Consider the following 20,920-nt stretch of genomic DNA (forward strand, 5'->3'; position numbering starts at 1 on the left):
GAAAGTGCAAGATCGACGCCGACAGGGGTGGGCGGGGCGGGCGGGGGCGGGGTCAGTGGGAGGTGGACTCCTTGCGGGCCTGGTCGGCCAGGTGGGCGGGCATGGGCTCGTGGCGGGCGAACTCGCGGCGGAACGTGCCCGTGCCGGCCGTCATCGAGCGCAGCTCCACCGCGTACCGCAGCAGCTCCGTGGCGGGCACCTCGGCGCGGACCAGCGTGCGGCCCTCGGCGTCCGGGTCCGGCTCGGTGCCGAGCACCCGGCCGCGCCGCCCGGACAGGTCGCCCATCACCGCGCCGACCGACGAGTCCGGCACCCGCACGGTGATCTCGTCGACCGGCTCCAGCAGCGTCGGCTGGCCCTTCTCGGCGGCGTCACGCAGCGCCAGCGCGCCGGCGGTCTGGAACGCGGCGTCGGAGGAGTCGACGCTGTGCGCCTTCCCGTCCACGAGCGTCACCCGCAGGTCCACCACCGGGTAGCCGGCGACCAGGCCGCGTTCCATCTGCGCCCGTACACCCTTCTCCACCGACGGGATGTAGTTGTGCGGGACCGCGCCGCCGACCACCCGGTCGACGAACTCGAAGCCGGCGCCCCGGGGCAGCGGCTCCACCTCGATGTCGCAGACCGCGTACTGACCGTGTCCGCCGGACTGCTTGACGTGCCGGCCGTGCCCGCGCGCGGCGGCGCCGAACGTCTCGCGCAGCGGCACCCGGACCGGTTCGGTGTCCAGCTCGACGCCGCCGCCGCGCAGCCGGTCGAGCACCACGTCGGCGTGCGCCTCGCCCATGCACCACAGCACCAGCTGGTGGGTCTCCGCGTTGCGTTCCAGCCGCAGCGTCGGGTCACCGGCGACCAGCCGGGACAGGTTGCGGGCCAGCGCGTCCTCGTCGGCCCGGCTGCGCGCCACGATCGCCACCGGCAGCAGCGGCTCGGGCATCTCCCAGGGCGCGACCAGCAGCGGGTCGTCCTTGGCCGAGATGGTGTCGCCGGTCTCCGCGCTGCCCGACTTGGTGATCGCGCACAGGTCACCGGCGACGCAGGCGGCCACCTCGCGCAGCGTCGCGCCCAGCGGGGTGTAGACGTGGCCGACCCGCTCGTCGGCGTCGTGGTCGGGGTGGCCGCGCTCGGCCATGCCGTGACCGGACACGTGGATGACCTGGTCGGGGCGGAGCGTGCCGGAGAAGACGCGCACCAGCGAGACCCGCCCGACGTGCCTGTCGACTGTCGTCTTGACCACCTCGGCGACGAGCGGGCCGTCCGGGTCGCAGGTCAGCGGCGGGCGGGGCGAGCCGTCCACGCCGGTGACCGCCGGCAGGTCGTGCTCCAGCGGCGACGGGAACGCCGCGACCAGGCCGTCGAGCAGCGCGTCCAGGCCCACGCCGGTCTCCGCGCAGACCGGCACCACCGGGTAGAAGTGGCCGCGGGCCACAGCGGTCTCCAGGTCGGTGATGAGCACCTCGGGGTCGATCTCCTCGCCGCCGAGGTAGCGGTCCATGAGGGTCTCGTCCTCGCTCTCCGCGATGATCCCCTCGATCAGCTCGTTGCGGGACTCCTGGATGGCCGGCAGGTGCTCCGGGTCCGGCTCGCGTACCTCCGGCGGCAGCCCGGCCGAGTAGTCGTACACCCGGCGGGTGATTAGGCCCATCAGGCCGGCCACCGACTCGCCGTCGTCGCCGAGCATCGGCAGGTAGAGCGGGAGCACGTTGTCGCCGAAGACGCGCTGGCACAGCGCCACCGCCTCGTCGAAGTCGGCCCGCGGGTGGTCCAGCCGGGAGACCGCCACCGCGCGGGGCATGTCGACGGCGGCGCACTCCTCCCACAGGGCGGCCGTGGCGGCATCCATGCCGTCGACGGCGGAGACCACGAACAGCGCCGCGTCGGCGGCGCGCAGCCCGGCGCGCAGCTCGCCGACGAAGTCGCCGTAGCCCGGCGTGTCCAGCAGGTTGACCTTGACGTCGCGGTGCACCAGCGGCGCGCAGGCCAGGCTGACCGAGCGCTGCTGCCGTACGGCGGCGGGGTCGTGGTCGCAGACGGTGGTGCCCTCGGTGACGGCGCCGGCCCGGCCGATCGTGCCGCTGGCGGCCAGCAGCGCCTCGACGAGAGTCGTCTTGCCGGCGCCGGAGTGCCCGACGAGCACCACGTTGCGAACCCTGCCGGGCTCGGTCACCACCGGCGCGCCGCCGGTGACACCCTTCTCGTTCTTCTGCGCCATCGCGGCGCACCTCCCTCAACCGGTGGTGGTGGCGACCGCCGCGGGCGACGGGGGAGCGGACCCGGGACGGGCGCCGCGGCGATATCTTCCGGTGATCTCCTGCTGGCCGGGAACGCGGACCGGTGATCCGGTGAACTGGCTCACCTCCTGGCTCGATCTCACACCCGCGCGGGGGCGGGCACAAGGGCCGTCGGGCGGGTCGTGTGCCCGGCTGTGTCCCCGGCGGTTGCGGGCCGTTATCGTGGGACCGCCATGGCGAAGATCTTCCAAGTGACGGCCCGCGCGGGCATGACCCGCGTCGTGGAGCCGATCGCCCGTGCGCTGCTGCGTGCGGGCGTGTCCCCCAACGCGGTCACCGTGACCGGCACCGTCGGCGTGCTCGTCGGCGCGCTCGGCTTCGGCGCGCGCGGCCATCTGGTCGCCGGCGCGCTGATCGTCACGGTCTTCGCCCTCACCGACCTGCTCGACGGCACGATGGCGCGGATGAGCGGCGGGTCCACCCGGTTCGGGGCGTTCCTCGACTCGAGCATGGACCGGGTCGCCGACAGCGCGGTGTTCGGCGCGGTCGCGTACTGGCTGGCCACCGAGCACGACTACTCGGGCGTGGCGGCGGCGCTGATCTGCCTGGCCGCGGGCGGGCTGGTCTCCTACGTCAAGGCCCGCGCCGAGGGCCTCGGGATGACCTGCAACGTGGGCATCGCCGAACGCACCGAGCGGCTGCTCATCGTCGGCGTCGGCGGCCTGCTCACCGGCCTCGGCGTACCGCTGGCGCTGGAGATCGCGCTCTGGCTGCTCGCCGCCGTCTCGATCTTCACCGTCGGGCAGCGGATGGCCCACGTGTACCGCCAGGCCCAGCAGGTCGGCGTCGAGTGAACCTCACCGAGGCGGGCTTCGTCGCGGGCTGGCGCCTGATCCGGGCGCTGCCCCGGCCCGTCGCGGCCGCGGCCTTCCGGGCGGGCGCCGACCGCGCCCACCGCAAGGACGGCGGGGGTACGCGCCGGCTGCGCGCCAACCTGCGCCGGGTGGTCGGCCCGGAACTGCCCGACGCGGAGCTGGACGCGCTGGTGCGCGAGGGCCTGCGCTCGTACGCCCGGTACTGGATGGAGGCGTTCCGGCTGCCCGGCCTGAGCCGGGCGCAGATCCTCGCCGGGTTCCGCCTGGACGGGCAGGAACTGCTCGCCGCCGACGTGGCGGCCGGGCGGGGCGCGGTGGTGGCGCTGCCGCACGCCGGCAACTGGGACGCGGCCGGCGCCTGGGTGGCGGCCACCGGCTGGCCGATGACCACGGTGGCCGAGCGGCTCCCGGACGGCGTCTACGAGCGGTTCGTCGGGTTCCGGGAAGGGCTGGGCATGGAGATCCTGCCCAACACCGGCGGCCCGCGTCCCGCGTTCGACGTGCTGGTGGACCGGCTGCGCGCCGGCTACGTGGTGCCGCTGCTGGCCGACCGGGACCTGTCGGCCCGGGGCGTGGAGGTCGACTTCTTCGGCGGCCGGACCCGGATGCCGGCCGGGCCGGCGCTGCTGGCGATCCGCACCGGCGCGCCGCTCTACGTGGCCTCGATGTGGTACGAGCCGGACGCGGCGTGCGCGTCGATCGACGGCCCGCTGCCGCTGCCGGACCCGGACAGCGCCCCGCTGGACGAGCGGGTCCGCGCGGTGACGCAGCGGATTGCCGACGGTCTGGCGGCGGGCATCGCCCGGCATCCGCAAGACTGGCACATGTTGCAGCGGATGTGGCTGGACCAGGGCCGGGACGGTACGCCCACGTCGGCGGCGCCGCCGGCCACCACCGGGACGGTCTAGGGGGAGGGCGCAGTGCGTATCGGCATCGTGTGCCCGTACTCGTTCGACGTGCCGGGCGGGGTGCAGAACCACGTCATGGACCTGGCCGAGGCGCTGCTCGGGCTCGGCCACGAGGTGAGCGTGCTGGCGCCGGCCGACGAGGACTCGGCGCTGCCGCCGTACGTGGTGTCGGCCGGGCGGGCGGTGCCGCTGCCGTACAACGGGTCGGTGGCCCGGATCGCGTTCGGCCCGGTCTCCACCGCCCGGGTGCGGCGTTGGATCACCCGGGGCGACTTCGACGTGCTGCACGTGCACGAGCCGCTCACGCCGAGCCTGTCGATGCTGGCCGTGCTCTGCGCCCGCGGCCCGGTGGTGGCCACGTTCCACACCGCGATGACCCGTTCCCGGGTGCTGTCGGCCGCGCAGGGCGCGCTGCAGATCGTGCTGGAGCGGATCACCGCCCGGATCGCGGTGAGCGCGCTGGCCCGCAAGGTGCAGGTCGAGCACATGGACGGCGGCGCGGTGGAGATCCCCAACGGGGTGGCGGTGGCGAAGTTCGCCGGGGTGCCGCCGCTGCCCGGCTGGCCGGGGGAGTGCGCGCCGGGCACCGGCGGCACGCTGGGTTTCCTGGGCCGGTTCACCGAGCCGCGCAAGGGCTTCCCGATCCTGCGGGACGCGTTCGTCGCGCTCGCGCCGCACCGCCCCGGGCTGCGCCTGCTGGTCGCCGGGCCGGGCGACGCCGACGAGCTGTACGGGCGGTTCCCGGCCGCCCTGCGCGACCGGGTCACGTTCCTCGGCCTGGTCTCCGAGGCGGACAAGGCACGCATGTTGCGCAGCGTGCACCTCTACGTCGCACCGAACACCGGCGGGGAATCCTTCGGGATGATCCTCACCGAGGCGCTGGCCGCCGGGACGACTGTGGTCGCCAGCGACCTGGACGCGTTCCGCCGGGTGCTCGACGGCGGCCGGGCCGGACAGCTGTTCCCGACCGGCGACGCGGCGGCGCTGGGCGGCGCGCTGTCCGAGCTGCTCGACGACGCCGGCCGCCGCGCCGGGCTGACCGCCTGCGGCGACCAGGTGGTGGCGAATTTCGACTGGCCCGTGGTTGCCCGCCGTGTTCTGGAGGTATACGCAGCCGCGATCGAGGCCACCGACGGCCGGGTCATGGACCAGGAGTGGGCGGGACTGGGCTGACCGGGGTGGCCGCTGCGGCCGCTGTGACGAGCGCGTCGACCGGTGCCCCGCGCCGGGCGGGCGGGATGAGGAGCAGCACTACGATGCCGGGCATGTGGTGGGTGGTGGGCGCGGTCGGTGTGCTCGGGCTGGTCTCGGCGTACCTGATCTGGACCTCCGGCCGGGTGCAGCGGCTGCAGGTCCGCGCGGACTCGGCGGCCCGCGCGCTGGAGGCGCACCTGCTGCGCCGCGCGGCCGCCGCCGCGGTCCTGGCCGAGCAGCGGTACGGCGTGGAGCTGTACGCCGCCGCCCGGATCGCGCTCGACGCCGCCCCGGAGGAGCGCGAGGCGGCCGAGAACGACCTGACCCGGCAGTTGCGGGCGGTGCGGCTGGATCCGGACGACCCGGGCTGCGCGGCGGTGATCGCGGCGAGCCGCCGGCTGGCGCTGGCCCGGCAGGTGCACACCGACCTGGTCCGGGACGCCCGATCGGCGCGCAGCCGCCCGGTGGTGCGGCTGTTCCGGATGGGGCGGGGGCGGGAGTGGCCCCGCTACTTCGACATCGACGATCCCACGCTGGCCTCCCCGGCGGACGTGACCACCGGCTGACCGCCGGTCGTGACCGGGGCCACACGGCAGGCCACCGGGGGTTCGATTGGCGCTCGGAGCGGCGTCGCGACGGTCGTAGCATTCCTGCGCAGTCACCTCCCGAGCACGCCGAGGAGCGATGTCCCGTGTCTGAGTCCGCAGCCCCGACCCCCGCCACCGCCGTCGGCACCGCCCGCGTCAAGCGCGGCATGGCCGAGATGCTCAAGGGCGGTGTGATCATGGACGTGGTCACCCCCGAGCAGGCGAAGATCGCCGAGGACGCCGGCGCGGTGGCCGTGATGGCGCTGGAGCGGGTGCCGGCCGACATCCGCGCGCAGGGCGGGGTGTCCCGGATGAGCGACCCGGACATGATCGACGGCATCATCTCCGCCGTCTCGATCCCGGTGATGGCCAAGGCCCGCATCGGCCACTTCGTCGAGGCGCAGATCCTCCAGGCGCTCGGCGTCGACTACGTCGACGAGTCCGAGGTGCTGACCCCGGCCGACTACGCCAACCACATCGACAAGTGGGCGTTCACCGTCCCGTTCGTGTGCGGCGCGACGAACCTGGGCGAGGCGCTGCGCCGGATCACCGAGGGTGCCGCGATGATCCGCTCGAAGGGTGAGGCGGGCACCGGTGACGTCTCCAACGCCACCACCCACATGCGCAAGATCCGGCAGGAGATCCGCCGGCTCCAGTCGCTGCCCGACGACGAGCTGTACGTGGCGGCCAAGGAGCTGCAGGCCCCGTACGAGCTGGTCAAGGAGGTCGCCGAGCAGGGCAAGCTGCCGGTCGTGCTGTTCACCGCGGGCGGCATCGCTACCCCCGCCGACGCGGCCATGATGATGCAGCTCGGCGCCGAGGGCGTCTTCGTCGGCTCGGGCATCTTCAAGTCCGGCAACCCGGCACAGCGGGCCGCCGCGATCGTCAAGGCGACCACGTTCCACGACGACCCGGACGTGCTCGCCAAGGTGTCGCGCGGGCTGGGCGAGGCGATGGTCGGCATCAACGTCGACGAGATCCCGCAGCCGCACCGCCTCGCCGAGCGCGGCTGGTGAGCGAAAGGAAGGGCCCCCTGTTAACGCCTCCGGTAGAGGCGGGGCCCCTTGTTAACACCCCGGAAGGAGCGGCGTGACCGTACCGGTGATCGGCGTGCTCGCGCTGCAGGGCGACGTACGCGAGCACGTCGCGGCGCTGACCGGCGCGGGCGCCGACGCCCGGCCGGTGCGGCGCCCCGGCGAGCTGGACGCGGTCGACGGCCTGGTGGTGCCCGGCGGCGAGTCGACCACGATCAGCAAGCTGGTGGACATCTTCGAGATGCGCGAGCCGATCGACAAGCGGATCGCCGCCGGCATGCCGGTCTACGGCTCCTGCGCCGGCATGATCATGCTGGCCGTCGAGGTGCTGGACGGCCGCCCCGACCAGCGCGGCTTCGCCGGCGTCGACATGACGGTGCGGCGCAACGCGTTCGGCCGTCAGGTCGACTCGTTCGAGGCGCCGGTGGCGCTCACCGGCGTCGACGGCGGCCCGTTCCACGCCGTGTTCATCAGGGCGCCCTGGGTCGAGCGCGTCGGCCCCGACGTCGAGGTGCTCGGCCGGGTGACAGACGGCCCGGCCGCGGACCGGATCGTCGCGGTACGGCAGGGCAACCTGCTGGCCACCTCGTTCCACCCGGAGCTGACCGGCGACCTGCGCCTGCACCGCCACTTCGTGGAACTGGTCCGGGCGAGCCGCTGAGCGGCCGGTCCGTCCCTGATTGTGCCGGTTCGGGCGGCCCGGGGCGGGCCGCTGCCGTGCGGCGCGTGACAGTGACCCGGCCCCCGCCGGTAGGATTGCCGAGATTCGGCAGGGCCATCAGCCCGCCGCGGCTCCCAGCAGAGATCACGGCACCTCGGCGTCGGCGTGCGCCGGCGGGGGAGCGGGGCGTGTGGTGCGGTCGATGCAGACGGCGGGTAGCAACGGAGGTAACAGATGTCCGGCCACTCAAAGTGGGCGACGACCAAGCACAAGAAGGCGGTCATCGACGCCAAGCGCGGCAAGATGTTCGCCAAGCTGATCAAGAACGTCGAGGTGGCCGCCCGTACCGGCGGTGGTGACCCGGCCGGCAACCCGACTCTCTACGACGCCATCCAGAAGGCGAAGAAGAACTCGGTCCCGAACGACAACATCGACCGCGCGGTCAAGCGCGGCTCCGGCCTGGAGGCCGGCGGCGCCGACTGGCAGACGATCATGTACGAGGGTTACGGCCCGAACGGCGTGGCGATGCTGATCGAGTGCCTCACCGACAACCGCAACCGTGCCGCCACCGAGGTGCGCACCGCGCTGACCCGCAACGGCGGCTCGCTGGCCGACGCCGGCTCGGTGTCGTACATGTTCTCCCGCAAGGGCGTGGTGATCGTCCCCAAGGGCGGCACGACCGAGGACGACGTGATGATGGCAGTGCTCGACGCGGGCGCGGAGGAGGTCAACGACCTCGGCGAGGCGTACGAGGTGGTGTCCGAGCCGGGCGACCTGATCGCGGTCCGCACCGCGCTGCAGGACGCCGGCATCGAGTACGAGTCGGCCGAGTCCTCCCTCATCCCCAGCGTGAACGTGCCGCTGGACGAGGAGGGCGCGCGCAAGATCTTCAAGCTGATCGACGTGCTGGAGGACTGCGACGACGTGCAGAACGTCTACGCCAACTTCGACGTCTCCGACGAGGTGATGGCCGCGGTCGGCTGACCCCGGTCCGACGTGCCGAGCGCCGGCTCCCCGCTGCGGGGTGGCCGGCGCTCGGCGTATGCCCGTCGTCAGCCGATCGGCTCGCGCTGCCGCCACGCCGCCCGCACCGAGGTCCGCCCGTTGGTGCGCAGCAGCGAGCCCTCGTAGACCCGGGCCCCGGCGAGCAGGAACCCGGCCGCCGCGAGCAGCAGCAGCGCCAGCGACACGAACGGCTCCCACGTCGCCGCGTCACCGGTGAACAGCCGTACCGGCATCGCTGTGGGCGCGGAGATCGGCAGGTACGACAGGACCCGCATCGCGGTGGCGTTGTCGTTGAGGAACACCACCGCGAAGAACGGCGCCATCACGGCGAGCTGCACCGGGGTGGACGCCCCGGCGATGTCCTCCTGCCGGTTCACCAGCGCGCCGGCCGCCGCCCACATCGCAGCCAGCAGCAGGAAGCCGCACAGGAAGAACGGCACGAACCAGCCGATCGCGGGCGCGATCAGGCCCAGCAGGTCACCGCCGTCGGTCAGGCGCATCCCGATCAGCGCGACCGCCGCGATCAGCGTGATCTGCCCCAGCGCCAGCGCGCCCGCGGCGAGGATCTTGCCGGCCAGCAGCGCCCGGGCCGGCACGGCGGCCACCAGGATCTCCACGATCCGGGTCTGCTTCTCCTCGGTGACGCTCTGCGCGATCTGCAACCCGAACGTCTGGGACATGAAGAAGAAGACGAACGCGAAGGCGAACGGCACCAGGTACGCGACGAGTGGATCCACCGCGTCCGGGTCCAGCAGCTTCACCTGCGGGGCCGCGCTGAGCGCGGCGACCACGTCGTCCGGGGCCCGCTCGTCGGCGACCACCACCGGACCGGCCACCACCGCGGCGTCCGCGTCGCCGTCGCGTACCGCCTGCTCGGCGGCGCCGTCGTCGGCGACCAGCAGGACGTCCAGCCCGGCCGCGCGCAGCGGTTCGGCGCCGGCCGCGGTCACCGCCACCGTGGACGGGCCGCTGCTCAGCATCGCCGGCACCACGGTGGCCACGACGGCGAGCAGCAGGAAGATCAGCGTGCTGTAGAGGAACGTCTTGTCGCGGACCTTGACCTTGATCTCGCGGGCCGCGACCAGCCGGGTGGCCTGGAACGTGTTCACTGGTTGACCTCTCGGAAGATCTCGGCGAGGGACGGGGTGACCGGGCCGAACGCGCGCACCGGGCCGCGTTCCAGCGCCGCGCGCAGCACCGCCTGGTCGTCGGCGGGCGGGTCCACCTCGAACACGGCGCGCGCGCCGTCGAGGTCGACCAGCCGCACGCCGGGCTGGTCCCGCAGCCAGCCGGCGTCGCCGTCCACCACGAGCGAGAACCGGGGCAACGTGTACGCGGCGCGCAGCTCCTCGCGGGCGCCGGCGGCCCGGATCGTCCCGCCGGCGATGAGCACCAGGTCGTCGCAGAGCCGCTCCACCACGTCGAGCTGGTGGCTGGAGAACAGCACCGGCGCTCCGGCGGCGGCACGTTCCCGCAGCACCGCGACCACCATGTCGACGGCGAGCGGGTCGAGCCCGGAGAACGGCTCGTCCAGGATCAGCACCTCCGGGTCGTGCACCAGCGCGGCGGCGATCTGCGCGCGCTGCTGGTTGCCCAGCGACAGCGTCTCCAGCAGGTCGTCGGCCCGCTCGCCGAGACCGACCCGCTCCAGCAGCGCGTCGGTGCGCCGGCGCGCCCCGGCGGCGTCCAGCCCGTACAGGCGGCCGAGGTGGACCACCTGCTCGCGGGGCGTCATCTTCGGGTAGAGGCCGCGTTCCTCGGGCATGTAGCCGAACCGGGCCCGGTCCTCCCGGGTGAGCCGGTGTCCCCGCCAGGTGACCTGCCCGGCGTCCGGGGCGAGCACGCCGAGGATGATGCGCATGGTGGTGGTCTTGCCGGCGCCGTTGCCGCCGACGAACCCGGTCATGCGCCCGGCGGTCACGTCGAAGGAGACGTCTTTGAGCACCTGACGGCCGCCGAAGCTGCGGTCGACGCCGTCGAGGCGGAGCACGCTGGTCATGATCCCGACGCTACGGCCGGCGCCCGCACCCGTCGTCCCACCGCGGAACGATCACGTGGTCCGCCCTGCGACGGACCGGCGTCATCCGCCGGGCCGGACCACCCCGTGCTCGTACGCGAACACCACCGCCTGCACCCGGTCGCGCAGCCCCAGCTTCGCCAGGACGCGGCTGACGTGGGTCTTCACCGTCGCCTCGCCGACGCGCAGCACGTCCGCGATCTCGGCGTTGCTGGCGCCGCTCGCGACCAGCTCCAGCACCTCCCGCTCGCGCGGGGTCAGGTCCGCCGTCGCCGCGTCGTGCCGGGGGTCCGGCGGCGCCCCGCCGGGCCGGGCGAACGTGGAGATCACCCGCCGGGTCAGCGCCGGCGCGATCAGCCCTTCGCCGCGCGCCACCACCCGCACCGCCTCGACCAGGTCCTCCGGGGTGCCGTTCTTCAGCAGGAAGCCGCTCGCCCCGGCGCGCAGCGCCGCGAACAGATAGTCGTCCCGGTCGAACGTGGTGAGGATCAGCACCGCCGGGCCGCCCGGCGTCGAGTCGGCGGTGATCCGGCGCGTGGCCTCCAGCCCGTCGAGCACCGGCATCTCCACGTCCATCAGCACCACGTCCGGCCGCAGCGCGGACGCCATCGACACGGCGCGCTGCCCGTCGGCGGCCTCGCCGACCACCTCGATGTCGTCCTCGACCTCCAGGATGACCCGGAAACCGGTCCGGACCAGGTGCTGGTCGTCGACGAGCAGCACCCGTACCGGCGCGTTCACGCCGCCCGCCCGGCGGCCTCGACCGGCAGCGGCATGCGGGCCCGGACCCGGAACCCGCCGCCGGGGCGCGGCCCGGCCTCCACCTCACCGCCGTGGGCGGCGACCCGCTCCCGCATGCCGATCAGGCCGAGCCCGGTCCCGGCCGCCGGCGCGCCGCCCTGCCCGTCGTCGCTCACGTCGATCTCCAACTCCCTCGCCAGATAGCGGATGCGCACGTCCAGCGTGGTGGCGTGGGCGTGCTTGACGACGTTCGTCACCGCCTCCTGGACGATCCGGTACGCCGCCTGCGACACCGAGCGCGGCAGCGGCACCGGCTCCCCGTACACCCCGAGGTCGGCCCGTAGCCCGGTCTCCCGGGCCCGGTCGACGAGCGCGCGGACCTGGTCGATGCCGGCGGTGTCCTCCGGCGCGGTGACCGCGCCGGCCGCGGCGTCCGGGTCGCGCAGCACGCCGAGCATCCGGCGCAGCTCGTCGACGGAGGTGCGGGCCGTCTGCTCGATGGCGGCCAGCGCGGTACGCGCCTTGTCCCGGTCCCGGTCGAACACGCGCCGGCACGCGGCGGCCTGCACGCCCATCACCGACACGTGGTGGGCGACCACGTCGTGCAGTTCGCGGGCGATGCGGACCCGCTCGCCCATCACCGCGCGCTCGCGCGCCTCCGCCTGGGAGCGGCGCAGCTGCTCGGCCTGTTCGCGTAGCTCGTGCCGGCGGCGCGCGGCCACCCAGGCGGTCTGCCCGGAGTAGTAGGCGAAGCCGAAGAACAGCACGTTGTAGAGCACACCGTTCACCACTGCGGCGAGAACCGGCGGCACCGGGCCGGCGGCGTCGGCGAAGGAGGCAGCGGAGATCTGGTCGGCCCGCAACGCGAGGGACAGCCAGAGCCACGCGAACATCGCGACGATGATGCCGGCCCGCAGCCGCCCGGCCAGCCGCCGGTCGGTGCCCCACGCGCCGAGCGTGAACAGGGCGGCGAACAGCGCGCCCGACGGGATCTGGGCCAGCGGGACCGCCCGGGCCTGCCCGGCGACGAAGGCGACGGCCACGATCACCGCGACGGTGGCGGGCCAGCGCCGCCGTACGGCCAGCGGGGCGGTCACCGCGACGGTCCACCAGACCTGCTCGGCGACGCTCGGCGGCGGCCCGAGCAGGAACGCCCCGGTGCTGTACGCCAGGGTCAGCTCGAACAGGGCCAGCACGGTGACCGCGAGCCCGACCCAGAGGTCGGCGCGGAACTGCGCCGCCGTGGGAGCCGGCCGGCGCCAGGCGGTGGTGGGTGCGGTGCTCACCGTACGACCATGCCACCGACCGGGCCGTCGCGGTGGCCGGGGCGTAATCGGGTGGGCCGGACGACAGTGCCGACGTAGCCTGCCGGGGTGTTCGTGCCTGATCTGCCGTTGCGTACCGAGCGTCTGCTGCTGCGCGCCTTCACCGCCGCCGACCTCGCCGTGGTCCGGGACTACCGGGGCCGCCCGGAGGTCACCCGCTACCTCTACCACGAGCCGTACGACGACGGCGCCGCCCGGGCCGCGATCGAGCGGCTGGTCCGGCGGACCGCGCTGCGCGCCCCCGGCGACGTGCTCAACCTCGCCGTGACGGTCGCGGACACCGGCGAGTTCGTCGGCGACGTGCTGCTGAGCTGGACCAGCGGGGAGCACCGGCAGGGCGAGATCGGGTACGTGGCGCATCCCGCGCACACCGGCCGCGGGTACGTCACCGAGGCGGCCCGGGAACTGCTGCGGATCGGCTTCGACGGGCTGGGCCTGCACCGGATCGTCGGCCGGCTGGACGCCCGCAACACCGCCTCGGCCCGGTTGCTGGAGCGGCTCGGCATGCGCCGGGAGGCGCACCTGCGGGAGAACGAGTTCGTCAAGGGGGAGTGGACCGACGAGGTGGTCTACGCGCTGCTGGCCCGGGAGTGGCGGGCGGCGGCCTGACTGCCCGCGTACCCGGAAGGGCCCGGCACGCCCTCGACGGGGCGTGCCGGGCCGGGCGTGGCTCAGGTGGCGCGGGCGGCCTTGACCGCGCTGTCGATCACGTCCCAGATCGCGACCAGCACGACCACCGCGCCCGCCACCCGGGCGAACTCGACGGTGCCGCCGTCGCGCAGCCAGGCGAACCGCTCGACCAGCTCCGGGTTGAGCAGCCGGTCGGTGGCGAGCAGCCAGAGCACCGGGGCGGCGAAGGCGACGTTGAGCACCGCGTTGACCGCCACCAGCGGCCAGGTCCACCGGCCGGACCGGTACTTGGCGATCTCCAGGCCGACGGTGGCCAGCAGCACCACGATCAGGGCGGGCAGCCAGAAGCTCCAGAGCGCCGGGTCGAGCGCCGGCAGCCGGGTGCCGTCGTCGGTGGTCCAGCGCTGGAAGTGCTGGCCGATCAGGAGGCCGATGGTGGCGAGCAGGAACACCACCGAGGCGATGCTGTCGGAGTGGCTGATCTGCCGTTCCCGGGTCTCCTCGGGAAGCTGTTCGACTGTCCACTCGGGCAGGCCGAGCGGCGTGCGGGTGCGTTCCAGCACGGCGAACACCAGCGTCACCCAGAACGCGATCTGCACCGCGGTCTGCATCGCGGCCACGACCGCCGTGCCGATCGCCGCGCCCGGCTCGCCGTCGACGAGCGCCTTGGTGAGGCCGGAGAGCACGCCGACGATCGCCGGGATCCAGGTGAGCAACAGCCGCAGCAGCCGCCACCAGGTCAGGTAGTAGCGCGGGCCGATGAGTTGCAGCGTGCGGTCGCTGTAGCGGGCCGCGAGCTTCTCCGGGTGGCCCAGCTCGGTGAGCACCTCCCGCTCGGCGGAGGCGTGGTCCTGCCCGCCCGAGGTCCGGTCGTCGATCATGTCGGCGATGGAGCCGCGCAGTTCCTCGGCGAGTTCCAGGCGGCGCTGCGCGGGCACGGCCCGCATGGTGGCGGCGACGTAACGGTCGGTCAGGGAACTCATCGTTCCGCTCCTTCGATCAGGTCGGTGACGGACGCCCGCACCGCGGTCATGTCGTCGAGCAGGCGGTTCAGGACGGCCTCGCCGTCGTCGCTGGTCCGGTAGAACTTGCGCGGCCGGCTCTCCTCGGTGTTCCACTCGCTGGTCAGCAGGCCCTGGTCCTCCAGCCGGCGCAGCAGCGGGTAGAGCGTGTTGGCGTCGACCGCGAAGCCGTGCGCGGCCAGCCGTTGCAGCAGGGCGTATCCGTAGTCGGGGCGGCGCAGGGCGACCAGGCTGGCCACCACGACAGTGCCGCGCCGTAGCTCCTGGAGGTGGGTCCGGAGGACCTCTTCGCTGACCATGTCCAACACGATAGTGTGTGCCACACACCATTGCAATAGAGAAGAACATCGCGTGCCGCACACCGGCCCGCCGGAGAGACCCGGGCCACCCTCGGCGCGGACGGTGGAGCCCGCACGATCACCTCGGTAGGGTGGGTCGGTCGACTCCGACGCAGCTTGATCCACAACCCGGGGGGCGCCACGCATGGGCGATTCGTTCGCGCATCTGCACGTACACACCGAGTACTCGATGCTCGACGGGGCGGCCCGGCTCAAGGACCTCTTCGCCGAGGCGGCGCGGCTCGGCATGCCGGCGGTGGCGATCACCGACCACGGCAACATGCACGGCGCGAACGACTTCTACAAGCAGGCCATGGACGCCGGGGTCAAGCCCATCCTCGGCGTCGAGGCGTACGTCGCGCCGGAGTCGCGCTTCCACAAGGCCCGGGTCAAGTGGGGGCGCCCCGAGCAGAAGAGCGACGACGTCTCCGGCAACGGCGCGATCACCCACATGACCATGTGGGCGAAGAACCGCGACGGCCTGCACAACCTGTTCAAGCTCAACTCCCGCGCCTCCATGGAGGGCCACTACGTGAAGTGGCCCCGGATGGACATGGAGCTGATCGCCGAGCACGCCCAGGGCATCATGGCCACCACCGGCTGCCCGTCCGGCGCGGTGCAGACCCGGCTGCGGCTCGGCCAGTTCGACGAGGCGCTCAAGGTCGCCGCCGCGTACCAGGACATCTTCGGCAAGGACAACTACTTCCTGGAGATCATGGACCACGGCCTCGACATCGAGCGTCGGGTCCGCGAGGGGCTCACCGAGATCGCCCGCAAGCTCGACATCCCGCCGGTGGTCACGAACGACTCGCACTACACCCACGAGGCGCAGGCCGAGGCGCACGACGTGCTGCTCTGCGTACAGACCGGCAGCAACGTCGCCGACCCCAACCGGTTCCGCTTCGAGGGCGGCGGCTACTTCGTCAAGTCCGCCGACCAGATGCGCGCGGTCGACTCATCCGAGCTGTGGCAGCAGGGCTGCCGCAACACGCTGCTGGTGGCCGAGAAGGTCGACCCGGCCGGCATGTTCACGTTCCACAACCTGATGCCGCGGTTCCCGATCCCCGAGGGCGAGACCGAGGAGTCCTGGTTCCGCAAGGAGACGTTCGCCGGGCTGAAGCGCCGCTTCCCCAACGGCATCCCCGAGGGCCACGTCGTCCAGGCCGAGTACGAGCTGGGCGTCATCATCCAGATGGGCTTCCCGTCGTACTTCCTCGTGGTCGCCGACTTCATCCAGTGGGCCAAGAGCCAGGGCATCGCGGTCGGCCCCGGGCGTGGCTCGGCGGCCGGCTCGCTCGTGGCGTACGCGCTCGGCATCACCGACCTCGACCCGATCCCGCACGGCCTGATCTTCGAGCGGTTCCTCAACCCCGAGCGCGTCTCCATGCCCGATGTCGACATCGACTTCGACGAGCGCCGGCGCGGTGAGGTCATCAAGTACGTGACCGACAAGTGGGGCGAGGACAAGGTCGCGCAGATCGCCACGTTCGGCACGATCAAGGCGAAGGCCGCGATCAAGGACTCGGCCCGGGTGCTCGGCTACCCGTACGCGGTCGGCGACCGGATCACCAAGGCCATGCCCCCGGCGGTGATGGGCAAGGACATCCCGCTGTCCGGCATCTTCGACCCGAAGCACCCCCGCTACGCCGAGGCGGGCGAGATCCGTGGCCTCTACGAGTCCGACCCGGACGTCAAGAAGGTCATCGAGACCGCCAAGGGCATCGAGGGCCTGATCCGGCAGACAGGTGTGCACGCCGCCGGCGTCATCATGTCCGCCGAGCCGATCATCGAGCACATCCCGCTCATGCGGCGCGACTCCGACGGCGTCATCATCACGCAGTTCGACTACCCGACCTGCGAGTCGCTCGGGCTGCTGAAGATGGACTTCCTCGGCCTGCGCAACCTGACGATCATCGACGACGCGGTGAAGAACATCCAGCTCAACCACGGCCGGGAGCTGGACCTGCTCGGCCTGCCGCTTGATGACAAGCAGGCGTACGAGCTGCTGGCCCGCGGCGACACGCTCGGCGTGTTCCAGCTCGACGGCGGGCCGATGCGCTCGCTGCTGCGGCTGATGAAGCCGGACAACTTCGAGGACATCTCCGCCGTCCTGGCGCTCTACCGGCCCGGCCCGATGGGCGTGGACTCGCACACCAACTACGCGCTGCGCAAGAACGGCCTCCAGGAGATCACCCCGATCCACCCGGAGCTGGAGGAGCCGCTGCGCGAGATCCTCGCGCCCACCTACGGCCTGATCGTCTACCAGGAGCAGGTGCAGCGCGCCGCGCAGATCCTCGCCGGCTACACGCTCGGCCAGGCCGACCTGCTGCGCCGGGCGATGGGCAAGAAGAAGAAGGAGATCCTGGACAAGGAGTTCATCCCGTTCCGGGACGGCTGCCGCGAGCGCGGCTACTCCGACGAGGCCATCCAGGCCGTGTGGGACGTGCTGGTGCCGTTCGCCGGCTACGCCTTCAACAAGGCCCACTCCGCCGCGTACGGCCTGGTCTCCTACTGGACCGCGTACCTCAAGGCGCACTACCCGGCCGAGTACATGGCCGCCCTGCTCACCTCCGTCGGTGACGACAAGGACAAGATGGCGATGTACCTGTCCGAGTGCCGCCGGATGCGCATCCAGGTGCTGCCGCCGGACGTCAACACCTCGGCCGGGCCGTTCACCCCGGTCGGCGAGGAGATCCGCTTCGGTCTCGGCGCGGTACGCAACGTCGGCGCGAACGTGGTCGCCTCGATCATGCGGTGCCGCGAGGAGAAGGGCGACTACGCCGACTTCTACGACTTCCTGTCCAAGGTCGACGCCGTGGTCTGCAACAAGAAGACAATCGAATCGCTGATCAAGGCCGGGGCGTTCGACGCGCTCGGCCACCCGCGCAAGGGCCTGCTCGCAGTGCACGCCGACGCCATCGACGCGTACGCCGACGTCAAGCGCAAGGAGGCGGTCGGCCAGTACGACCTGTTCGGCGCGGGCTTCGGCGAGTCCGAGACCGGCGGCACCACCACCGTCATGCCGGTCATCGGCGAGGGGGAGTGGGACAAGCGCGACAAGCTCGCGTTCGAGCGCGAGATGCTCGGCCTGTACGTCTCCGACCACCCGCTGTTCGGTCTGGAACACGTGCTCGGCGCGGCGGCGGACACCACCATCGCCGCGCTGTCGGAGGAGGGCACGGTGCCCGACGGCGCGGTGGTCACCCTGGCCGGCATCCTCTCCGGCGTGCAGCGCCGGGTCACCAAGCAGGGCCGGGCGTGGGCGTCGGCCACCCTGGAGGACCTGGCCGGCGGCGTGGAGACGCTGTTCTTCCCGAACACGTACGAGGTGATCGGCCAGTACATCGCCGAGGACGCGATCGTGGTGGTCAAGGGCCGGGTGGACCGGCGCGACGACACCCCGCGCATCATGGCGATGGACATGTCCATGCCGGACGTCACCAGCAACCCGGCGAACAAGCCGGTCACGCTCACCATCCCGGTGCACCGCTGCACGCCGCCGCTGGTGGAACGGCTCAAGGAGACGCTGGTGCTGCATCCCGGCGACACCGAGGTGCACGTCAAGCTGCTCAACGGCGGCAAGGTCACCACGCTGCGCCTCGGCCCGTTCCGGGTCGCGCCGACCACTGCGTTGATGGGTGACCTGAAGAGCGTGCTCGGCCCGGCCAACGTGAGCTGACCGGGCCGAGCGGGGACGTGCCGGCTAGACGCGGGTGACGCGGACGGCGTCGGCGATCACGTACCCGGTGCTGCCGGACCACCTGCTGACACCGACCTTGTCGGCGTCACCGGCGGCCAGGGTGAAGGTGCCCAGTGACCGCCACGCACCGCCGTTGGCGCCCTGGTTCACCGCTACCGTCTGGTTGCCGCTCGTCGTCGCGACGATGTACGGCGTGGAGGTGTTGTAGCCGGCGACGGCCGGATACCAGACCTCCACCCGGTAGGTGGCCGTCGCCGGGATGTTCACCTTGTACCAGGCGGTGTCGCTGGCCGCGACGGGGTTGGCGTACCGGTAGTCGGCACCGTAGCGCTGCGCCGAGTACGTCGAGGTGCCCCAGTTGGCGCTCGCGGTGAACCGGCCGGCGGTGGTGTTGTCCACGATCGTCGACCAGGCGGTCGGCGGGGGAGTGGTGCCGCCGGTGACGAGCTGCATGTAGTAGGTCCAGTTCCAGTTCGACCCCGGGTCGGTGTGCGTGGCGCCCGGCACCTGGTTGTGCCCGATGATGTTGGTGCGGGTCTTCGGGATGCCGTACTTGTCGCACAGGTACCGGGTCAGCGCCGCCGACGACCGGTACATCGCGTCGGTGTACCAGGAGGCGTTGTCGACGTACCCCTCGTGCTCGATGCCGATCGACTGGGTGTTGTAGGTCCAGTTGCCGGCGTGCCAGGCGATGTCCTTGTCCCGCACCATCTGGGTCACCGCGCCGTCGGAGGAGCGGAGCAGGTAGTGCGCGCTGGTGCCGGCGGCGGCGTTCTGGAACCAGCTGATCGAGCCGGCGTAGCTGCCCTGCATGGTGTGGATGACGATGTAGTTGATCGGGTACGCCGACTCGCGGCTGGAGACCGTGTAGTTGGACGAGTTGGCGGGCACCCATGCGGCCGGGCCGTAGTCGGTGCTCAGGGTGCCGAAGTCGCCGGTGCCCAGCGGCGCCACGTCGGCGTACCGGCCCCGCTGCGGCGCGACCGGACGGCCGTCCACGCTGACCTCGCCGCCGGCGGTGGTAGCGATGAAGCCCCGGGCGAGCAGGTCGTACACGGCGTCCGCGTACAGCCGGGCGGTGGCCGCGTCCGTCGAGCCGCCGTAGCGGGCGATCGGGACGTACCACTGGTTGACGTCGTCGCGCTGCGCCGCGGTCAGCCCGGCCTCGTCGGCGTAGGAGCGCAGCACGGCCGCCGCGCCGGCCACGTTCGCCGCGTCCCGGGTACGCAGCTCGGCCCGGTCCAGCCGGGTCCGGCGTGCGGCCTCGTCCAGCGTCCGTACCTTCGGGTTGCTGGTCAGGTGCATCACGCCGTATCCGCCGGAGGCGCTGGGCTGCCCGCCGTGACCGTCCAGGCGAGTCTCGGCGTACCCGAGCGCGGCGAGCAGGTCGCGCGGCACGTCGGAGCCGGCGGCGGCCCGGTCGAAGGCCGCGGCGAGCGGTGGCGCGGCGAGCGGCTGAGCGCCGTGCGCAGGCGCGGCGTGGGCCGGCTGGCCGGTCAGGCCGATCATGAGGATCACGGCGCCGCCGAGCAGGTGGCTCACCCGGCGCGAGGGTCTCCGAACTGTCACGTCACTCCTCGTCGACTGCATGGGGCGACTGGCTCCCGTCGCCGGTTCGCCGCACCTTATAGCGTGACGTTCGTCTATGTCGATACCTTGCGTCGAAGGGCGGTTTCGTGAAGACTTCCTTCAGATGCGGAGCTGTCCCCGTACCGTCGCGGTCTTGCCCGCCGCGCCGCGGCCGGGCAGCATCGTGCGGATGCCGCCCACCGACCTGCTGCTCGTCCGTGACCTGGTGCCCGACTTCCTGGCCTGCGCCGAACGGTCCGGCCCGCCGGAGCCGTGGACCTCCCGCTACCTGGCCGGGCACCCGGACGTGGTCCGGGCGCTGCGCCGCGACGGCGGCTGGTCCGACGCCGCCGGCGTGGCCGCCGCCCTGGACGGGCTCCGCGACCGCGCCACCGAGCTGGCGGCACGAGCCGAGACGGTACGCGCGCTGCTGCCCGGCGGCGTCGCGGCGGTGGCGGACGCGCTGGGCTGGTCCGGCGACGGCGGGCCGGTCGAGTGCGTGGTGCTGGTCGGGCGCAACCGGGCCAACGGCTGGGCCGGTGAGCTGAACGGCAGGTACGCGCTCTTCCTCGCCGTGGAACAGCTCGGCCCGCCCGAGGATCTCGACCTGCTGGTGCGGCACGAGGCCGCGCACGTGGTGCACGACCGCGGCGCCGCGATCCGCGACTGGCCCGAGTACGGGGTGGCGAACGCCCTGTTCACCGAAGGGCTCGCCACCCAGGTGACGGCGGAGCTGGACCCCGGGCGGCCGGACGAGGAGTACCTCTGGTTCGGCCGGCCCGGCCACCGGCAGTGGCTCGACGAGTGCCGCCGCCGGTGGCCGGAGATCCTGCGCCGGGTCCGCGCCGACTTCGACGCCACCGACGTCGAGCACCACGCCCCGTACTTCCTGATGCGGGACTCGCCGCTGGCCGACGGCCTGCCCAAGCGGTGCGGCTATCTGGTCGGCCTGACCGTGGTACGACACCTGCGCCGCCACCACTCCCTGCGAGACCTGGTCACCTGGCCCCTGCCCCGGGTCCGCGAGGAGCTCACTGCCGCACTCCCCAACCTCCCCCCACCCCCCTGACCCTCCCCACCCCACCG

At 72.8% G+C, this 20,920-nt stretch carries 18 protein-coding genes; 10 read left to right on the forward strand and 8 right to left on the reverse strand.

What is annotated here, in order from left to right; all coding sequences use genetic code 11:
- Positions 1 to 52 precede the first annotated feature (52 nt).
- Positions 53 to 2,209: an elongation factor G-like protein EF-G2 gene (locus KBX43_RS30555; RefSeq protein WP_166456349.1), complete on the reverse strand. Its 2,157-nt coding sequence runs from the start codon at positions 2,207 to 2,209 to the stop codon at positions 53 to 55.
- A 252-nt stretch (positions 2,210 to 2,461) separates the two neighbouring features.
- On the opposite strand from KBX43_RS30555, the gene pgsA reads away from it, so the two are divergent.
- From pgsA to KBX43_RS30590, 7 genes are all read left to right on the forward strand, one after another.
- Positions 2,462 to 3,082: a phosphatidylinositol phosphate synthase gene (pgsA, locus tag KBX43_RS30560; RefSeq protein WP_043325003.1), complete on the forward strand. Its 621-nt coding sequence runs from the start codon at positions 2,462 to 2,464 to the stop codon at positions 3,080 to 3,082.
- The gene (locus KBX43_RS30565) at positions 3,079 to 4,011 is read left to right on the forward strand and encodes a phosphatidylinositol mannoside acyltransferase (RefSeq protein ID WP_064448893.1); all 933 of its coding nucleotides are present in this window, start codon (positions 3,079 to 3,081) and stop codon (positions 4,009 to 4,011) included. The genes pgsA and KBX43_RS30565 overlap by 4 nt, the downstream gene beginning before the upstream one ends.
- A gap of 12 nt (positions 4,012 to 4,023) precedes the next feature.
- Positions 4,024 to 5,184, forward strand: coding sequence for a glycosyltransferase family 4 protein (locus tag KBX43_RS30570; RefSeq protein WP_043325002.1), 1,161 nt, complete (start codon positions 4,024 to 4,026; stop codon positions 5,182 to 5,184).
- 83 nt (positions 5,185 to 5,267) lie between these two features.
- Positions 5,268 to 5,771, forward strand: a complete 504-nt coding sequence (locus KBX43_RS30575) for a hypothetical protein (RefSeq protein WP_043325001.1) — start codon at positions 5,268 to 5,270, stop codon at positions 5,769 to 5,771.
- A 125-nt stretch (positions 5,772 to 5,896) separates the two neighbouring features.
- The gene (gene pdxS, locus KBX43_RS30580; protein ID WP_043325000.1) at positions 5,897 to 6,808 is read left to right on the forward strand and encodes a pyridoxal 5'-phosphate synthase lyase subunit PdxS; all 912 of its coding nucleotides are present in this window, start codon (positions 5,897 to 5,899) and stop codon (positions 6,806 to 6,808) included.
- A gap of 73 nt (positions 6,809 to 6,881) precedes the next feature.
- Complete coding sequence (gene pdxT / locus KBX43_RS30585) at positions 6,882 to 7,487, forward strand: pyridoxal 5'-phosphate synthase glutaminase subunit PdxT (RefSeq protein ID WP_043324999.1); 606 nt, start codon at positions 6,882 to 6,884, stop codon at positions 7,485 to 7,487.
- Positions 7,488 to 7,721: 234 nt separating this feature from the next.
- The gene (locus KBX43_RS30590; protein WP_043324998.1) at positions 7,722 to 8,471 is read left to right on the forward strand and encodes a YebC/PmpR family DNA-binding transcriptional regulator; all 750 of its coding nucleotides are present in this window, start codon (positions 7,722 to 7,724) and stop codon (positions 8,469 to 8,471) included.
- Between the two features lie 68 nt (positions 8,472 to 8,539).
- Here the strand turns inward: KBX43_RS30590 and KBX43_RS30595 are convergent, their stop codons facing one another.
- The 4 genes from KBX43_RS30595 to KBX43_RS30610 form a co-directional block, all read right to left on the reverse strand.
- A complete protein-coding gene (locus KBX43_RS30595; protein WP_113973161.1) occupies positions 8,540 to 9,601 on the reverse strand; it encodes an ABC transporter permease in 1,062 nt (353 codons plus the stop codon).
- The gene (locus tag KBX43_RS30600) at positions 9,598 to 10,491 is read right to left on the reverse strand and encodes an ABC transporter ATP-binding protein (RefSeq protein ID WP_043324996.1); all 894 of its coding nucleotides are present in this window, start codon (positions 10,489 to 10,491) and stop codon (positions 9,598 to 9,600) included. The genes KBX43_RS30595 and KBX43_RS30600 overlap by 4 nt, the downstream gene beginning before the upstream one ends.
- An 81-nt stretch (positions 10,492 to 10,572) precedes the next feature.
- Positions 10,573 to 11,250, reverse strand: a complete 678-nt coding sequence (locus tag KBX43_RS30605) for a response regulator transcription factor (protein ID WP_104115898.1) — start codon at positions 11,248 to 11,250, stop codon at positions 10,573 to 10,575.
- Positions 11,247 to 12,536, reverse strand: coding sequence for a sensor histidine kinase (locus KBX43_RS30610; RefSeq protein WP_043324994.1), 1,290 nt, complete (start codon positions 12,534 to 12,536; stop codon positions 11,247 to 11,249). The genes KBX43_RS30605 and KBX43_RS30610 overlap by 4 nt, the downstream gene beginning before the upstream one ends.
- 87 nt (positions 12,537 to 12,623) lie before the next feature.
- On the opposite strand from KBX43_RS30610, the gene KBX43_RS30615 reads away from it, so the two are divergent.
- Positions 12,624 to 13,184 (forward strand): GNAT family N-acetyltransferase, encoded by a 561-nt coding sequence (locus KBX43_RS30615; RefSeq protein WP_209961148.1) that lies wholly within the window; start codon positions 12,624 to 12,626, stop codon positions 13,182 to 13,184.
- A 62-nt stretch (positions 13,185 to 13,246) separates the two neighbouring features.
- On the opposite strand, the gene KBX43_RS30620 is transcribed toward KBX43_RS30615, so the two are convergent.
- Positions 13,247 to 14,188 (reverse strand): permease prefix domain 1-containing protein, encoded by a 942-nt coding sequence (locus KBX43_RS30620; RefSeq protein WP_209961151.1) that lies wholly within the window; start codon positions 14,186 to 14,188, stop codon positions 13,247 to 13,249.
- A complete protein-coding gene (locus KBX43_RS30625; protein ID WP_073827635.1) occupies positions 14,185 to 14,526 on the reverse strand; it encodes a PadR family transcriptional regulator in 342 nt (113 codons plus the stop codon). Before KBX43_RS30625 ends, KBX43_RS30620 begins: the two co-directional genes overlap by 4 nt.
- Before the next feature lie 184 nt (positions 14,527 to 14,710).
- Between KBX43_RS30625 and dnaE the strand changes: the two genes are divergently transcribed.
- Positions 14,711 to 18,244: a DNA polymerase III subunit alpha gene (dnaE, locus tag KBX43_RS30630; protein ID WP_209961154.1), complete on the forward strand. Its 3,534-nt coding sequence runs from the start codon at positions 14,711 to 14,713 to the stop codon at positions 18,242 to 18,244.
- A 24-nt stretch (positions 18,245 to 18,268) separates the two neighbouring features.
- Here the strand turns inward: dnaE and KBX43_RS32290 are convergent, their stop codons facing one another.
- Entirely contained in the window at positions 18,269 to 19,219 is a 951-nt protein-coding gene (locus tag KBX43_RS32290; protein ID WP_374102406.1) for an N-acetylmuramoyl-L-alanine amidase, read from the reverse strand.
- Between the two features lie 769 nt (positions 19,220 to 19,988).
- Here KBX43_RS32290 and KBX43_RS30640 point away from each other — a divergent pair.
- Positions 19,989 to 20,903 carry a hypothetical protein gene (locus KBX43_RS30640; protein ID WP_247677876.1) on the forward strand — a complete coding sequence of 305 codons (915 nt, stop codon included), beginning with the start codon at positions 19,989 to 19,991 and terminating at the stop codon, positions 20,901 to 20,903.
- Positions 20,904 to 20,920: the final 17 nt, after the last annotated feature.

Origin of the sequence: Micromonospora sp. C41, assembly GCF_018070485.1 — a bacterium.
Classification (GTDB): domain Bacteria; phylum Actinomycetota; class Actinomycetes; order Mycobacteriales; family Micromonosporaceae; genus Micromonospora; species Micromonospora chalcea.

What these genes read in the sequence shown, in the direction of transcription:
- dnaE (WP_209961154.1), top strand. Translation starts at nt 14,711, where the DNA reads ATGGGCGATTCGTTCGCGCATCTGCACGTACACACCGAGTACTCGATG.
- KBX43_RS30590 (WP_043324998.1), top strand. Translation starts at nt 7,722, where the DNA reads ATGTCCGGCCACTCAAAGTGGGCGACGACCAAGCACAAGAAGGCGGTC.
- KBX43_RS30600 (WP_043324996.1), bottom strand. Translation starts at nt 10,491, where the DNA reads ATGACCAGCGTGCTCCGCCTCGACGGCGTCGACCGCAGCTTCGGCGGC.
- KBX43_RS30555 (WP_166456349.1), bottom strand. Translation starts at nt 2,209, where the DNA reads ATGGCGCAGAAGAACGAGAAGGGTGTCACCGGCGGCGCGCCGGTGGTG.
- pgsA (WP_043325003.1), top strand. Translation starts at nt 2,462, where the DNA reads ATGGCGAAGATCTTCCAAGTGACGGCCCGCGCGGGCATGACCCGCGTC.
- KBX43_RS30575 (WP_043325001.1), top strand. Translation starts at nt 5,268, where the DNA reads ATGCCGGGCATGTGGTGGGTGGTGGGCGCGGTCGGTGTGCTCGGGCTG.
- KBX43_RS30625 (WP_073827635.1), bottom strand. Translation starts at nt 14,526, where the DNA reads ATGGTCAGCGAAGAGGTCCTCCGGACCCACCTCCAGGAGCTACGGCGC.
- KBX43_RS30620 (WP_209961151.1), bottom strand. Translation starts at nt 14,188, where the DNA reads ATGAGTTCCCTGACCGACCGTTACGTCGCCGCCACCATGCGGGCCGTG.